Consider the following 14,643-nt stretch of genomic DNA (forward strand, 5'->3'; position numbering starts at 1 on the left):
TCCGTCCGGGCGTCTGAGACGATGGTCGGGTGAATGAGATTCCGCGGGGCACGCTTCAGGAGCAGACCTTTTACGAGCAGGTCGGCGGCGAGGAGACCTTCCGCCGTCTCGTCCGGCGCTTCTACCAGGGGGTCGCGGAGGACCCGCTGCTGCGCCCGATGTACCCGGAGGAGGACCTGGGTCCCGCCGAGGAGCGGTTCGCCCTGTTCCTGATGCAGTACTGGGGCGGCCCGACCACCTACAGCCAGCACCGCGGGCACCCGCGCCTGCGCATGCGGCACGCCCCGTTCCAGGTGGACGCGGCGGCGCACGACGCCTGGCTGAAGCACATGCGGGTCGCGCTGGACGAGCTGGGGCTGGCGCCGGAGCACGAGGCGCAGCTGTGGAAGTACCTGACGTACGCGGCCGCGTCGATGATCAACACCGCCGGCTGAATCGGCACCGCCGGCCGAGGCGCACTCCGTACGGGGAGCCCCGGACCGCGTACGGGGCGGGCTAGACCGGCCGTACCCCGAGCGCGCCGAGGCCGCCCGCGGCGCCCGGGCGGCGCAGGGCGACGGAGCCGTACGGGGTCCGCAGCCGCAGCCAGTTCCCGGCGGCGAGCAACGCCACGGGGGCGGGCGCGGGGGCGGAAGCGGACGCGGGGGCCGGGCCGGAAACGGAGGCGGGGGCAGCGGGCACCGGAACCCGTGCCGCCCGCAGGAAGCCCAGCGCCTGCGCGGCGTGCACGGCGCGCATCGGGAGCTCGGTGTCGCCCAGCGGGCGGGACCAGATCTCGCGGCCTATGCGGTCGCGCTCGGACCGGGTCCGGTGCTGCGGGGGCAGCGCCGCGTCCCGCGTGCGGAACTCGGCGACGGCGGCCGCCACGGCCGCCCGTACGGCCTCGGGGCCGGGCAGCCCGTCCAGCTGCCGCCAGCCGCCGCGGGGCGGGAGCACACCGGTCCAGGGCGGGCCGGTGACCGGCCCGGGGACCGCGGCCGAGGCGGAGGCCTCGTCCACGTGCTCCAGCAGCTCGCCGGCGGACACGGTCACGTCCAGCGGGGTGGTGACGGGTCCGGCGAGCCGGACCGTGCGGACGGCCAGCACGTCGAAGGAGGGCGGCCGCCCGAAGACGGCGACCGCGCCGCCGCCCGCCTGGAGGCGGACCGCGGCGGCGCGGTCGTAGTGCACCAGCCGGCCCAGGAAGGCGGCGAGGTCCGCCGCCTCCCCGGGATCGGCGAAGCGCAGCTGCCCGCTCATGCCGCGAGGCGCCCTTCGGCACGCTTCGGCGCCTCGGACCGGTCGAGGTACTCCTCCAGGAAGAGCTTCTCCTCGGCCGTGATGCGGCGGGGCCGCCCCTCGGCGAGGTTGTACGGCACGACCACGGTCTCGGCGCGCACGTAGACCGTCTCGGGCCGCTCGTCGGTCGCCTCGTCCTTGACCTCGTAGCGGATGGTCAGGGACGCGGCACCTATCCGGGTCACCCAGGACTCGATGAGCACCGGCTCGTGGCGGTGCACGAGGGGCAGCTTGTAGTCGATCTCGTGACGGGCCACGACGGAACCGCCCGTGAAGGACTCACTGCCCTCCCCCGGCGCCAGGCGGAACATGAAGTCGATGCGCGCCTCCTCCAGGTAGCGGAGGAAGACGACGTTGTTGACGTGCCCGAAGGCATCCATGTCCGCCCAGCGGAGGGGGCACCTGTAGTGGTGTCTGGCCATGGTCTTCGACCTCAGCCCCGGGTCAGCTTCTTGTAGGTGGCGCGGTGCGGGCGGGCCGCGTCCGCACCGAGGCGCTCGATCTTGTTCTTCTCGTACGACTCGAAGTTGCCCTCGAACCAGTACCACTTGGACTCGCCCTCGTACGCCAGGATGTGCGTGGCGACCCGGTCGAGGAACCAGCGGTCGTGGGAGATGACCACGGCCGCACCGGGGAATTCGAGGAGCGCGTTCTCGAGCGAGGACAGGGTCTCGACGTCGAGGTCGTTGGTGGGCTCGTCGAGGAGCAGCAGGTTGCCGCCCTCCTTGAGCGTCAGCGCCAGGTTGAGGCGGTTGCGCTCACCACCGGACAGGACGCCGGCCGGCTTCTGCTGGTCCGGGCCCTTGAAGCCGAAGGCGCTGACGTACGCGCGGGACGGCATCTCGACCTGGCCCACGTTGATGTAGTCCAGCTCGTCCGACACGACCGCCCAGAGGGTCTTCTTGGGGTCGATGTTGGCGCGGCTCTGGTCGACGTAGCTGATCTTGACCGTGTCGCCGACCTTGATGGCGCCGGAGTCCGGCGTCTCCAGGCCCTGGATCATCTTGAAGAGCGTGGTCTTGCCGGCGCCGTTGGGGCCGATGATGCCGACGATGCCGTTGCGCGGCAGCGTGAACGACAGGTCGTCGATGAGGACCTTGTCACCGAACGCCTTGGAGAGGTTGTTGACCTCGACCACGATCGAACCGAGACGCGGGCCCGGCGGGATCTGGATCTCCTCGAAGTCCAGCTTCCGCATCTTGTCGGCCTCGGCCGCCATCTCCTCGTAACGGGCGAGACGGGCCTTGGACTTGGTCTGACGCCCCTTGGCGTTGGACCGCACCCACTCCAGCTCTTCCTTGAGGCGCTTCTGGCGCTTCTCGTCCTTGCGGCCCTCGACCTTGAGGCGGGTCGCCTTCTTCTCCAGGTACGTGGAGTAGTTGCCCTCGTAGGGCAGGGCGCGACCGCGGTCGAGTTCGAGGATCCACTCGGCGACGTTGTTCAGGAAGTACCGGTCGTGGGTCACGGCCACCACGGCGCCCGCGTACTTCGAGAGGTGCTGCTCCAGCCAGTTCACCGACTCGGCGTCGAGGTGGTTGGTGGGCTCGTCGAGGAGGAGCAGGTCCGGGGCCTCGATCAGCAGCTTGCAGAGCGCCACGCGGCGCTTCTCGCCACCGGAGAGGTTGGTGACGGGCCAGTCGCCGGGCGGGCAGCCCAGGGCGTCCATGGCCTGCTCCAGCTGGGCGTCGAGGTCCCAGGCGTTGGAGTGGTCCAGGTCTTCCTGGAGCTTGCCCATCTCGTCGAGGAGGGCGTCCGTGTAGTCGGTCGCCATGAGCTCGGCGACCTCGTTGAAGCGGTGCAGCTTCTTCATGGTGTCGGCGGCGCCGTCCTGGACGTTCTCCAGGACGGTCTTCGACTCGTCGAGCTTGGGCTCCTGCATGAGGATGCCGACGGTGAAGCCGGGCGAGAGGTACGCCTCGCCGTTGGACGGCTGCTCCAGGCCCGCCATGATCTTCAGAACGGTGGACTTACCGGCACCGTTCGGGCCGACCACACCGATCTTCGCGCCGGGCAGGAAGTTCAGGGTGACGTCATCAAGAATCACCTTGTCGCCGTGCGCCTTGCGCGTCTTGCGCATGGTGTAGATGAACTCAGCCAAGAGAAACCGTCCGGCAGATCGATGGTGGGCAGATACACCCCATCTTGCCAGCCGTCCATACCTGCGGGCGAATGGGTAGGTCAGACCCCCTGAGCTGGGGCGAGACCACCCCCGAGTCTCACCCCCTGGTCACCACCCCCGGCTGTCCGGGCCGCCCGGACCCCATCGGGGTGTGTACGGAGGGGCGGGCCGACGACGCGCGGCCAAGGAGCCCCAGCCCCTGGCCCGGCTTGTTCGGATGCGGATGCGGATGCGGATGCGGATCCGGTCCGGATGCGGATCCGGTCCGGATGCGGGAAAGACCGGCCGCTCCGTCGGCTCGCCCGCCAGGATGGCGCTGAATCACCGCCGCACCGCTCGGAGGAACCGTGGACAGCACTCTGCTCGCGCTCGCCGGCACGACGATCGCCGTGGCAGGCACCCTCCTGGCGCCTGTCCTGTCGCAGCGCCTTCTCACACGCGCCCAGTCGGAACACTCCGAGCGCCAGGAACGTGCGGCCGATGCCCAGTGGGTGCGCGAGCAGCAGGTCATCGAGCTGGGCAAACGGCGCGATTGCTACGTGACGGCGAACGCCGCCTATCGCCGGTACCGCGTCGAGCTCATGAACTACCTGTGGCTCGTCCACAAGGCGGAGGTCACCCCGACCGGGCGAACGGCCCTGGAGGACGCGCGCCACGCGATGCACGCCTCGTTCGCCGAGGCGCAGATGGTCGCGTCCGATGCCGTACTGGACGAGCTGGACTCCATGGCCCAGACCCTCGCACGCATCTACAACCGGGTCATGCGGCTGGAGGAGGGCAATGCGGCGGCCGACGGCTCATTCGAGGAGATACAGGGCCGTCTCATGCGCGCCAATGACCGCTGGGTCGGCATGCGGAGCGCCATGCGGGCCGACCTGGGGGTGGACGTACGCCCCGCAGGCCCCTCCTCGATCGGCCCCGGCGCCCGTAGCGCGGCCGCCGACGGGTCTCAGGCGCCTACGGAGAGCTGAGGCGGACCCCGTGCCCGTTACCCCGGTACGTACGAACGGGCGTGCCCCGTGGGGCGCCGCCGGTGGGCGGCGCCCCCACGGGGCGGAGCGGGGCGGAGTGCGGGGTGTGTCAGGCGTCGGAGCCCTGGCGGCGCAGGCGGGTGGCGAGCACGAGGCCCGCGCCGGCCACGAGCGCGGTGCCCGCGCCGGTGGCGGCCCAGGTGGCCGCGGCGTCGGTGCCCGTGGAGGCCAGGGAGCTGCCCCGGCCGGCCAGGGCGGTCACGCTGCCGTTGCCGGTGGCTGCGGTGTCCGCGGTGCTGACGGTGCCGGTGCCGGTGCCGGACCCGGTGGTGACGACCTGCTGCGGGCCGGTGCCGGTGCCCGTGCTGCCCGTGGTGCCCGTCGCCGTGGTCGTGCCGGTGGTCCCCGCGGTCTTGTCCTTGGCCCGTGCCTCGTACTGCCCGGTCGTGAGGAACGCGGCACGGTCCTGCGCGGACCCCTTGAGGGCGGCGTTGCCCGCCTTCACCACTTCGGGACCGCCGTCGGCGACGATCTTCGCGATGCGCAGGCGGTTGTCCTCGTCGCGCAGCTCGAACCGGGTCACCTCGAGGAACCGGCGCAGTTCCTCCAGGGTCGCGTTGCCCCGCAGCAGCTCGCCGATCGCCTTGGAGAGGACCGGACCGTCCTCGGCATCGTCGATCCGGGCCAGCTCGACGCGGTAGTCGTCGGCCTGCGCCCGGGACCAGCCCGTCTTGAGGAACTCGGCACGGTCCTGCGGGGAGCCCTTGAGGGCGGTCTTGGCGGCCTCCTTCACCCCGGGGGTGGCGCCGGCGACGATCCGCGAGATGCGGACCCGGTTGTCGTCGTCGCGCAGCTCGTGCTGGGTGACCTCCAGGAAGCGGCGCATCTCGGCGGGAGAGGCGCTGCGGAACAGCAGGGCGTCCGCCGCGTCGCCCACGGCCCAGCCCTTCTCGCTCTCGGCGATCCCGGCGAGCAGGACGCTGTCATCGGAGGCGCGGGCCACGTGCTGACCGGTCTCCAGGAAGGCGCGGAGGTCGGCCGGCGTGCCGTTCAGTGCGTTCTGGGCCTCCTCGTACACCTCGGAGCCGCGCTTCGCGAGCGAGAGGATCCGCAGGACCGCGATCCGGTCGTCGGTGATGCGCGCCTGGAACTGGCCGGTCTCCAGGAAGGCGCGCATCGCGGCCGGGCCGCCGTCGATGGCCTTGCTGCCCTGCTCCCGGACGACCGATCCCGGCTCGGAGGCCGCCATGATCCGCAGGATGGCCATCCGGTCCGCCACGATCGGATCATCCTCGTCGCCGGACGTCTCGGCGAGCTTCCGAGCGGGCTCGCCGGCAGGCTCGTCGGCGGCCTTGGCCGCGAGCTTGGCCGCGGGCTTCTCGCCCTCGCCGCCCGCCGCACCCGTCCCGGCGGTCTTCTCCGCGGCCCGCTCGGCTGCGGGCCTCACCGCCGGCCGCACCGGTCCGGCGACGGCCTCCGCGGCCGGCTCCACCGGCGGCTTCACGGCAGCCTTCTCCACCGGCTTGCCCACCGGCTCCACGACCGGCTTCAGGACGGGGGCGTCCTCGGCAGCTCCGGCCGGAGCCAGGTCGGGAGCGGACGGCGACGACGGCGCCCCCGTCCCCGCCCCCGTTCCCGCGAAGGCGGCGTCGGCGGCGGAAGCCGGCGACGCGAGCAGTACGGCCGGAGCAATGGCGGCAGCGGCGACCACTGCGGCGATCCGGGACAACTTCACAGACAGACCCCATATGTCGGCATTACAAGATCTAAAGATCTTGATTTCGGGGTCACTGTAGACGGTTTGCCACCCAGAATCGAACGGGTTCAAACGGAGGAGTCACGTCCGCGGCCGGTACACCGTGAGCGCGTCCGGCAGCTCCTCCAGCACCAGCGCGGCCGGCGCCTCCGCGTACTCCCCGTCGTACGCCAGCGGGGTGCCGGCCGGGATGTCCCCGATGCGCAGGCTGCGCAGCCGGGTCGCCGTGTGGACGGGCGAGCGGCTCAGCGGGCCCGCGAACGCCGCGGCCAGCAGGCGGGGACCGGGCCGGCCGCCGCCGTAGACGAGACGGAGGTCGAGGAGGCCCTCGCCGAGGTTGTCGCGGCGGCGCGGCGTGGGGCCGGTGCCGTGGTAGGTGCCGTTGCCCGCGAAGAGCAGCCACACGCTCCGGGGCCGCCCGGCCAGCCGCAGCCGTACGGGCCGCTGGGCGCGCAGCACCTTCCAGGCCGCCAGCAGCGCGGCCGGGCCGCCGCCGATCCGCGGGGCCCAGCGGAGGCGGTGGCCGAGCAGTTCGGGGTACGCGCCGATGCTGAAGTTGTTCAGGAAGTAGCCGGAATCGCCGCCCCCGGGCCCGGGGGTGAACCGGCCCACCCCGATGTGCACGGCCTCGCCCGCGGCGACCGCGGCGCAGGTGTCCGCGGATCCGGCGAGACCGAGGTCGAGCGCGAAGTGGTTGAGGGTGCCGCCCGGGAACACCGCCAGCGGTACCCCGGCCCGCAGGGCGGCGGAGGCGGCGGCGTTGATGGTGCCGTCGCCGCCGCACACCCCGAGCACGGTCGCCCGCGAGGCCGCCGCGGCCAGCACGGCGGTCAGCTCGGCGGCGCCGCACTCCACCACCTCGGCCTTGGGGAGCCGGGAGCGCAGTACGTCGAGCCCCGCGGCGGCGGCCGTGCCCGAACCGGTGTTGACCACCACCGTGAGCCCCTCCCCGTCGGGCAGGGCCGGCGCGCCGGCGGCGGTCCGTTCGTCACCCGGCACGACCCGGGCCTCCTGCGCGTCCCGCGCGAGCCGCCGTACGACGAACCCCGCGGCCACTCCCAGCGCGGCGCCCGCGACGACGTCGGAGGGGTAGTGCACCCCCGTGTACACCCGGGAGAACGCGACCGAAGCCGCGACCGGGGCCACCACCGCGCCCCAGCCGGGGGACTCCAGGGCCAGCCCGGCGGCGAAGGCGAAGGCGGAGGCCGAGTGCCCGGAGGGGAACGAGGTGGTCTGCGGCTGCGTCGACAGCTGCCGTACGGCGGGCACGCCGTCCAGCCGCGGCCGGGCGCGGCGCACGGACCACTTGCCGACGGTGTTGATGGTCGCGGAGGCCAGCGCCAGGGAGGCCATTCCCCGGACGGCGGCCTTGCGCGCTCCGGCCGACCCGAACACGGCGATCGCCGCCGCGGTCCCGCCCCACAGCACCCCGTGGTTCGCGGCCCGTCCGAGTCTCGGCAGGACCCGGTCGGCTCCGGGCCAGTGCCGCCGGGCCACCATGTCGAACAGTCCGCGGTCCCACTGTGCGACCGCGCCTTGCCAGGTCAGTTCCTGATCAACCATCTCCCGCCCCTACCCCCGGCCGGCGGTCCGAAATCGGCCGGACAGGTGGCAGATCGGACAGGCGGCGGGCCCGGCCCCGTCGCCCCGCGGGGCGACGGGCGGCCGACCTGGGCGGCGAGGGGCCGACGGGGCCGGGTCAGGCCTGGTCCTCGCCCTCCAGCGGGCGCTTGCGGAGCACCAGGACGACCAGACCGCCGAGGACCACGAGCCCCACCGCCAGGGAGGCGATGACCGGGGTCGCCGCCGAGCTCCCGCTGGCGGCCAGCCGCTCCCCGTCCGGGGAGTCCGGCGAGAGCGCGTCCGACTGCGTGCCCAGGGTCATCGCCGACGGCCCGGAGCCCGTACCGGTGCTCGCCCCGGAGACGGTTCCGGCGCTCGCTCCGGAGGCCGTTGCGGCACCCGTCCCCGCGCCCGGCCCGGAGCCCGTGCCGGAGGTCGTGGCGGCCGTGGTCCCCGCCAGGGCCGGGTCGGCGGCGGGAACGGCCGGCCACATCGCCGAGGCCGTCGCCCTCGCCGCCGACTCGCTGGAGCCGGCCACGATCTGCGCCTGCGCCGGCACCCCGCTGGTGAAGACCCGCCCGACCGGCACCTTCGTCGCGCCCTGCACCGTGACCGAGGCGAACCCGTCGGGAGTGCCCGCGGGCACCTCGAAGTAGAGCCGGGTCCCGTTCGCGGCGCTCTCCAGCGGCTTCCCCTCGGCGTCCACCACCCGCACCCCCATCTCCACGGCCGCCGCGTCCGGGATCACCGACACGCTGCGCGCCCCGGTCCGCACGGTCACCGGGCCGAGCCGCGTGCCCACCGGCCCGGAGACGTCACCCGGATCCAGCGCGAGCGAGGCGGGCGGCTCCGGCAGCAGGCCCGCCGCCCGCTGGAGGTAGTCGGCCAGCTTCTCGGCCTCGGGGTCCGCGGCCTCCACCCGGGCGCCGTCGGCCAGGCGCCAGATCGCCACCTGGGTCCCCGCCGCGGCGCTCTCCGCGGTGAGCCCCGCGGCTCCGGCGGCCTTGGCGAGCCCCGCCAGGTCGTTCAGCTGGGGGTAGGAGTGCTCCAGGACCCAGCGGATCCGGCCCGCCTCGCCCTTGGCCGCCAGCGGGCTGCCGCTCCAGCCGCTCTCGGTGTACCGGGCCTGGGGCTGTGCGTTGCCCTCGACCCCGACCCCGTACGTCTGGAGCATGCCGCCGCCGTCGACCCGCATCTCGTAGAGCCCGGCCGGGATGCGGCGCACCGATCCGTCCCCGGAGTGCAGGACCGCCTGCCCGTACGTCTTCAGCCCGTCCAGGACGGCGCTCGCGCCCTCCGGTGTCCGGGAGCCCACCGGATCGGAGTCGGCCGCCGCCTGTGCGGCGGGGGCGCCGGCGAGGGCCGCGGCCAGCAGGGCCACCGCCAGCGGACGCCGCGCGCCGGACCGGGCGACCCCGGTCGCGGACGCGGCGGCAGAACACACCGCGGAGGCAGCGGAACCGGCCGGTGGAAGACCGCCGGGACGTGACGGAGCGGAATCAGGAGCGGAGGATGCGGGAACGGCAATCGACACAGTCTTCCCCTTCGGGCCGAAGGCCCAGGTGCCCGTGAGTACCGGGGAATCCTATCCACCTCGAACACTCAACCCACCGCCGCCCTCTGATTGACCATCAGGGGAGTGTCCGTCGTGACCACCCTGCGGAACGCCGCGGTACCGCGGTTCAGGTCGTGTCCGACGGCGGTCGCCTCGATGTCCGCCGAGAACCAGCGGTTGCCCTCCCCGTCGGGCGGGTCCTCCCGCACCCTCAGCCTGCCGTGCACCACCAGCGGTTCGCCGACCGACACCGACCCGGCGAGGTTCAGGGCGAGCGTCCGCCGCGCCCACACGGTGTAGAAGCTGGTCGCCCCGTCGGCCCAGAGCTCCTTGCGCCGGTCGAAGTACCGCGGCGTCACCGCGAAGCGGAACCTCGCCGACGGACCGTTCGGCGTCTCCTTGTAGTCGATCTGCGTGGCCACGTGGCCCACCAGCGTCACCAGGGTGTCGTTCATCCCGGCCGCCCTCCCCCGCGTTCCCCGCCGTGCGGACCGTCCGCACGGGGTGTGGGAACCATGCTGGGGGCGGCCGCCGCATCCTGCCGGAGCCTGTGGACTACTGACGGGTTGTGGACAACCGGCTCCCCCCTGCGGCCACCGTCGCGTACTGCTCGCGCACCTCCCGGTAGCGCAGCAGTTCCGCCGCCACCGGCTCCAGCACCCGGGCCCGGCCGCAGCCGGCCGCCGCCTGCCGCAGCCTGCGCTCCGCGTCCTGCCCGTACCGCCGGGCCGGTCCGCGCGCGGCGAGGGAGCAGGCCCACTCCACCAGCGGCCCGCCGATGATGCCCGCCACCATCAGCAGCACCGGCGGCATCAGCCGCGGTTCCAGGACCCCGACGATCTGACCGACCAGCCACAGCCCGCCGAAGATCTGCAGCAGGGTCATGGCCGCCTGCCCCAGCACGGCCGCCGGCCACCACGCGGGCCGCGGCGGCTTCACGCCGGGTACCGCGAGCGCCGCCCCGAGGGTCACGGCGATCTCGTCCAGCGCCTCCGGGAGGTGTTCGGCTCCGCGCACCGCCGTCTCGCGCACCGCCTGCGCCCACGGGTCGGGCAGACCGGTGACCGCCTCGTCGGCGACGACCCGTACGGCCTGCTCCACGCGCTGGCGCGCGGTCACCTCCTCCTCGACCGGCGCCTCCGGGGTCACCGGGCCCCGGCCCCCGATCGCCGCGAGGGCGGCCAGGCCCGCCAGGGTGCGCGGGGCGCGGCGGCCCTCGTACCAGCGCCACAGCCGCAGCCACGGGGTCCCGCACGCCTTTCCGGCGTTGCGCCGCCAGGCGCGCTCGGCCGCGAGCCCGGCCGCGTACGCGCCCACCGCCTCGGCGAGCCGGTCCTCGAACTCGGCGCGGGCCGTCTCGCCGATCTCGGGCCCGGGGTGGCCGTCGGCGACGTACAGCGGGCGCAGGCGCACGGCCGCACGGTCGACGTCGGCGGAGATGCGCCGGGTCGCGGCGCCCTTCTCCTGGGTGAACTGTCCGAGGAGTTCGCGCAGTTCCCCGACGCCCTCGCCGGTCAGCGCGGACAGGCCGAGGACCGTGGCGCCGGGCTCGTCGTGTTCGCCGAGCGCGATGCCGTCCTCGTCGAGGAGGCGCCGCAGGTCGTCCAGGACGAGGTCGGCGGACTCCCCGGGCAGCCGGTCCACCTGGTTCAGCACCACGAAGGTGACTTCCGCGTGCCCGGCCAGCGGCCGCAGATAGCGCTCGTGCAGGACGGCGTCCGCGTACTTCTCCGGGTCCACCACCCACACCACCGCGTCGACCAGCGCCAGCACCCGGTCGACGTGGTCGCGGTGCGCGCCGACCGCGGAGTCCAGGTCGGGCAGGTCGACGAGGACCATGCCGCGCAGCGCCTCGGCCTCCGAGGTCTCGCGGGGCCGGCGCCGCAGCCGTCCGGGGATCTCCAGCCGGTCGAGCAGGCCCGCCGCCCCGTCCGACCAGCTGCACGCGATGGGCGCGGCGGTCGTCGGCCGGCGCAGCCCCGTCTCGGAGATCTGTACCCCGGCGAGTGAGTTGAAGAGGGTGGACTTGCCGCTTCCGGTGGCCCCGGCGATCGCGACGACCGTGTGCTGCGGCGAGAGGCCGCGCCGTGCGGCCGCCTCGTCGAGCACCCGGCCGGCTTCGGCGAGGGTCTTGCCGTCGAGCCGGGTCCGGGACAGTCCGACCAGCTGGCGCAGCGCGTCGAGGCGCAGCCGCAGCGCCTGCCCCTCGGGGCTGAGCGGGGGCGAGGGTGCCTTGCCGCCGTCGCTTCCGGCGCCGGAGAGGGCCCGTACGAGCGCGTCGTCGCCCTCGTCGGCGCCCTCCCCCGGTTCGGAGCCGTTCTCCGGCCGGTCCACCGGTCGGGGGCGCGAGCGGGCGATGAGTCCGTCGTCCCAGCGGTCGTCGGTCCGGTCGGTCAGGGCGGTCACCGCGTCACCTCTCCTTCTGCAGTACGGACAGCGCGGCGATCAGCTCGGCCTGTGGTTCCGGGGTCACTTCGAGCGCCTCCAGCGGGGCGAGCCGCCGGTCGCGTTCGGCGCGCAGCACCTGGTCGAGGTGGTCGCCGACCAGCTCTCCGCCCCGGTCGCGCAGCCGTACGGCGGCTTGTACGCCGATGCGTTCGGCGAGCTTCTCCCCCGCGGGGCGGGCCCGCTTGCCGCCGAGGAGGGCGGCGACGAGGAGGGCGGCGACGCCGTCGGGGTCGGGCGCCGGCTGCTTGTCGAGCCGTGCCACCTCCTCCTCGGCGAGTTCCTCCAGGACGCGCCGCCAGCGCCTGACGGCCATGCCGATGCGCTCCCCCGCCTCCCGGTCGGGCGCGGGCAGCGGTACCGCTCCGGCGGCCGGCTCGCGCCGCCAGGCGTCGGCGATCCGTTCGTCGGCGGCGGCGACGGCGCACTGGAGCAGTGCGGTGAGGGACTCGGCGAGCGAGTCGAGGAGTTCGTCGGCGCTCGTGTCGAGCGGGTAGCCGCGCCACCGCGTGAGCGCGTCCCCGGCCAGCACGGCGCCGCGGTCGAGGCGGTTGCGCACCCGCTTGCCCTCCCGCTTGTACGCGTCCTCCACGGCCGACGTCAGCCGTACGGCGGCGGCGTGCTGGGCGGCGACGGCCGAGGCGAGCTCCGGCATCCGCCGCGCGAGGGAGTCCAGCGCGCCGAGCGCGGTCCGCCCGACGGCGTACTGCCGGGCGGCCGGGTCCTGCGCGTGGTGGGCGAGCCAGGCAAACAGCGGCGCGACGGCGCTGGCCGGCAGCAGCCCGCCCCCGCCGGTCGACTCGGGCAGTTCCGGCACCGTGAACCGCGGTACGTCGCCCAGCCCGGCCCGCGTGAGCAGCGCTCCGTACTGCCGGGAGACCTCGGCGAGCACCTGGTGCGGGACCCGGTCGAGGACGGTGACGAGGGTGGCCTTGTACTGCTTGGCGGTGCGCAGCAGGTGCCAGGGGACGGCGTCGGCGTACCGCGAGGCGGTGGTGACCATCACCCAGACGTCCGCCGCGCAGATGAGTTCGGCGGCGAGCGTGCGGTTCTCGACGACGAGGGAGTCGATGTCGGGGGCGTCGAGGATGGCGAGGCCGCGGGGGATGGCGGAGATGGTCTCGACCCGCAGCTCGCGGGTCGCGTGCGTGTCCCTGCGGCCGCGGTCGGGGAGCCGGGACGCGCCCACCGGGACGGCCTCCTCCTCCCCGTGCGGAACCCAGACCCGCATCAGGTCGGGGAGGATCCGCATCCCGGCGAACCAGTGGTGGTCATCCGGGTGGCAGACGAGCACCGGGGTGCGCGTGGTCGGGCGCAGCACGCCGGCTTCGCTGACCTGCCGTCCGACGAGGGAGTTGACGAGGGTGGACTTGCCGGCCCCGGTGGACCCGCCGACAACGGCGAGCAGCGGCGCCTCGGGCGCCTTCAGCCGGGGTACGAGGTAGTCGTCGAGCTGCGCGAGCAGCTCGGCTCTGGTCTGGCGGGCGCGCGGAGCGCCGGGCAGGGGCAGCGGCAGACGCACGGACGCGACCCGGTCGCGCAGGGCGGACAGGGCATCGAGCAGCTGAGGCCGAACATCCAAGGTCACCACATGCGAAGAATGCCCAATTTAGGACCATTTTTGAAGCTTATACGTCCCCTGCGCGCCGAGCGCCACCCCGGGAGGGACATCACGGGACACGAAGGACGAGTGGGGCGCAGGCATAACGAGTGCACAACACCCGGGGCGCCGCGGCGCAAAAGCGATGCGAGAATCGCACCTGCCTGCGATTATCGGGACCGCTTCACCGAACCTCCACATCGTGGCACGCGGGTGAAGCAACCGGGACAAGGCAACCGGAGCCCTATCCTTGACCCGGCACGGACCGCAGCCCCACCCCCACCAGGGGCTCCAGGCCCACCACGGCCACCTTCCGGCCCCCGTAGCTCAGTGGATAGAGCAGGTGCCTTCTAAGCACTTGGCCGCAGGTTCGAGTCCTGCCGGGGGCACCACTTCTCCACCCTTCGAAGCCCTCCCTCCGGGAGGGCTTTCGTGCAGGTCAGAGGCACCCTAGCGGGCCCGGTGTAGCACCGCCGTAAGCCCCGGGGCCGGTCGGCGGGAGCCGGAGTCCGACCGCCGGCGACCGGCGTCGGCCGGACCGGCCCCGGCGCACCCGTGCGGGATTTCGCGGCTGCGGCCGATCCGGTTCCGGCATCCCGGGGCCGGCCTCCGCCACCTCCCGCCGCCCCATCGGAGCCGCGACCTCCGAAGAGACACATCGGGCATAGCGGTCAGTAGGGCGGGAGCTCGGTCTCCCGCCCGGCCTCGGATCCGCACGGCCGGAACCCCGCCATTCGGCCAGTTCTCGGGCGCGCCTTCCGACGGGACGCGCCAGGCGCTCGCCGGACGGGGCATCAGGGGTCGTGCCGGGTCCGTCAGGTGCCCGTCTCCGCCACTCCGCACGGGGGATCACCGGGCTGCCCGGCGCGGGCCTAGGAGATGCCGAAGAGCCTGACGGCCTGGTAGTACGTCCACGCCGTGCCGTCGCAGGAGCCCTTGCGGGTGCCGGAGTACCGGGCGCAGACCCGGCTGAGGTCGGCGTGGAACGCCTGGTCCAGGCGGGCCTTGGCGGCCGGGAACAGACCCGCCGCCTTGTGGTTGCGGTAGCCGAAGTCGTGGCGGGCGCAGGCGTCGCCGAACGGGAAGCCGAGGGGGTTGTCCGGGGAGGACGTGCAGAGGTCCGTGGACCAGTCGAATCCGTACGCCGCCCAAGTGGACCGGTGCGCGCGCGCCTCGGCCCACGCCTCGTAGCTGGCGGCGCCGGTCTGGGTCCAGCGTTCGAGCACCAGGGGCTTGTCCGCGGGGACGGCCGCGGCTGCCGACGCGGGCGGGGCGAGGGCGAGCAGGGCGGCCGCGACAGCCGAGGCGAGGGCGGGGACGAGGCGACGGCGGCGCATGGGCATTCCTCGGGGCAGT

The 14,643-nt window shown here is 74.0% G+C and carries 12 protein-coding genes and 1 tRNA gene; 3 read left to right on the forward strand and 10 right to left on the reverse strand.

The window, feature by feature from the left end; all coding sequences use genetic code 11:
• Positions 1-29 precede the first annotated feature (29 nt).
• Entirely contained in the window at positions 30-434 is a 405-nt protein-coding gene (locus ACZ6S8_RS14490) for a globin (protein WP_351277494.1), read from the forward strand.
• A 61-nt stretch (positions 435-495) separates the two neighbouring features.
• On the opposite strand, the gene ACZ6S8_RS14495 is transcribed toward ACZ6S8_RS14490, so the two are convergent.
• From ACZ6S8_RS14495 to ettA, 3 genes are read right to left on the reverse strand one after another with little or no spacing between them, the layout of a single operon-like run.
• Positions 496-1,239: a DUF8010 domain-containing protein gene (locus tag ACZ6S8_RS14495; protein WP_469455569.1), complete on the reverse strand. Its 744-nt coding sequence runs from the start codon at positions 1,237-1,239 to the stop codon at positions 496-498.
• Complete coding sequence (locus tag ACZ6S8_RS14500; RefSeq protein ID WP_469455571.1) at positions 1,236-1,700, reverse strand: acyl-CoA thioesterase; 465 nt, start codon at positions 1,698-1,700, stop codon at positions 1,236-1,238. Before ACZ6S8_RS14500 ends, ACZ6S8_RS14495 begins: the two co-directional genes overlap by 4 nt.
• A gap of 11 nt (positions 1,701-1,711) precedes the next feature.
• On the reverse strand, positions 1,712-3,376 hold the full coding sequence (ettA, locus tag ACZ6S8_RS14505; RefSeq protein ID WP_386526984.1) for an energy-dependent translational throttle protein EttA: 1,665 nt from the start codon (positions 3,374-3,376) through the stop codon (positions 1,712-1,714).
• A 368-nt stretch (positions 3,377-3,744) separates the two neighbouring features.
• On the opposite strand from ettA, the gene ACZ6S8_RS14510 reads away from it, so the two are divergent.
• Positions 3,745-4,368 carry a hypothetical protein gene (locus ACZ6S8_RS14510; protein ID WP_469455574.1) on the forward strand — a complete coding sequence of 208 codons (624 nt, stop codon included), beginning with the start codon at positions 3,745-3,747 and terminating at the stop codon, positions 4,366-4,368.
• A 109-nt stretch (positions 4,369-4,477) separates the two neighbouring features.
• On the opposite strand, the gene ACZ6S8_RS14515 is transcribed toward ACZ6S8_RS14510, so the two are convergent.
• The 6 genes from ACZ6S8_RS14515 to ACZ6S8_RS14540 form a co-directional block, all read right to left on the reverse strand.
• Complete coding sequence (locus ACZ6S8_RS14515; RefSeq protein ID WP_469455575.1) at positions 4,478-6,103, reverse strand: ALF repeat-containing protein; 1,626 nt, start codon at positions 6,101-6,103, stop codon at positions 4,478-4,480.
• A gap of 102 nt (positions 6,104-6,205) precedes the next feature.
• Positions 6,206-7,687 (reverse strand): phosphatase PAP2 family protein, encoded by a 1,482-nt coding sequence (locus ACZ6S8_RS14520; RefSeq protein WP_469455577.1) that lies wholly within the window; start codon positions 7,685-7,687, stop codon positions 6,206-6,208.
• A 136-nt stretch (positions 7,688-7,823) separates the two neighbouring features.
• Positions 7,824-9,131, reverse strand: a complete 1,308-nt coding sequence (locus ACZ6S8_RS14525; RefSeq protein ID WP_469455579.1) for a thioester domain-containing protein — start codon at positions 9,129-9,131, stop codon at positions 7,824-7,826.
• Positions 9,132-9,289: 158 nt separating this feature from the next.
• Positions 9,290-9,697, reverse strand: coding sequence for a single-stranded DNA-binding protein (locus ACZ6S8_RS14530; protein ID WP_469455581.1), 408 nt, complete (start codon positions 9,695-9,697; stop codon positions 9,290-9,292).
• A 100-nt stretch (positions 9,698-9,797) separates the two neighbouring features.
• Entirely contained in the window at positions 9,798-11,648 is a 1,851-nt protein-coding gene (locus ACZ6S8_RS14535) for a GTPase (RefSeq protein ID WP_469455583.1), read from the reverse strand.
• 4 nt (positions 11,649-11,652) lie between these two features.
• Positions 11,653-13,269 (reverse strand): dynamin family protein, encoded by a 1,617-nt coding sequence (locus ACZ6S8_RS14540; RefSeq protein WP_469455585.1) that lies wholly within the window; start codon positions 13,267-13,269, stop codon positions 11,653-11,655.
• A gap of 334 nt (positions 13,270-13,603) precedes the next feature.
• Here ACZ6S8_RS14540 and ACZ6S8_RS14545 point away from each other — a divergent pair.
• Positions 13,604-13,679: transfer RNA gene (locus tag ACZ6S8_RS14545), tRNA-Arg, on the forward strand.
• A 480-nt stretch (positions 13,680-14,159) separates the two neighbouring features.
• On the opposite strand, the gene ACZ6S8_RS14550 is transcribed toward ACZ6S8_RS14545, so the two are convergent.
• Positions 14,160-14,624 (reverse strand): phospholipase, encoded by a 465-nt coding sequence (locus ACZ6S8_RS14550; RefSeq protein ID WP_469455587.1) that lies wholly within the window; start codon positions 14,622-14,624, stop codon positions 14,160-14,162.
• Between the last annotated feature and the right edge of the window lie 19 nt (positions 14,625-14,643).

The sequence above is a fragment of the Streptomyces sp. NPDC048461 genome (genome assembly GCF_055587105.1).

Bases quoted from the DNA above. Each gene is read 5' to 3' on its own strand.
- ACZ6S8_RS14495 (WP_469455569.1), bottom strand. From the start codon at position 1,239: ATGAGCGGGCAGCTGCGCTTCGCCGATCCCGGGGAGGCGGCGGACCTC.
- ACZ6S8_RS14500 (WP_469455571.1), bottom strand. From the start codon at position 1,700: ATGGCCAGACACCACTACAGGTGCCCCCTCCGCTGGGCGGACATGGAT.
- ACZ6S8_RS14550 (WP_469455587.1), bottom strand. From the start codon at position 14,624: ATGCGCCGCCGTCGCCTCGTCCCCGCCCTCGCCTCGGCTGTCGCGGCC.
- ACZ6S8_RS14520 (WP_469455577.1), bottom strand. From the start codon at position 7,687: ATGGTTGATCAGGAACTGACCTGGCAAGGCGCGGTCGCACAGTGGGAC.
- ACZ6S8_RS14530 (WP_469455581.1), bottom strand. From the start codon at position 9,697: ATGAACGACACCCTGGTGACGCTGGTGGGCCACGTGGCCACGCAGATC.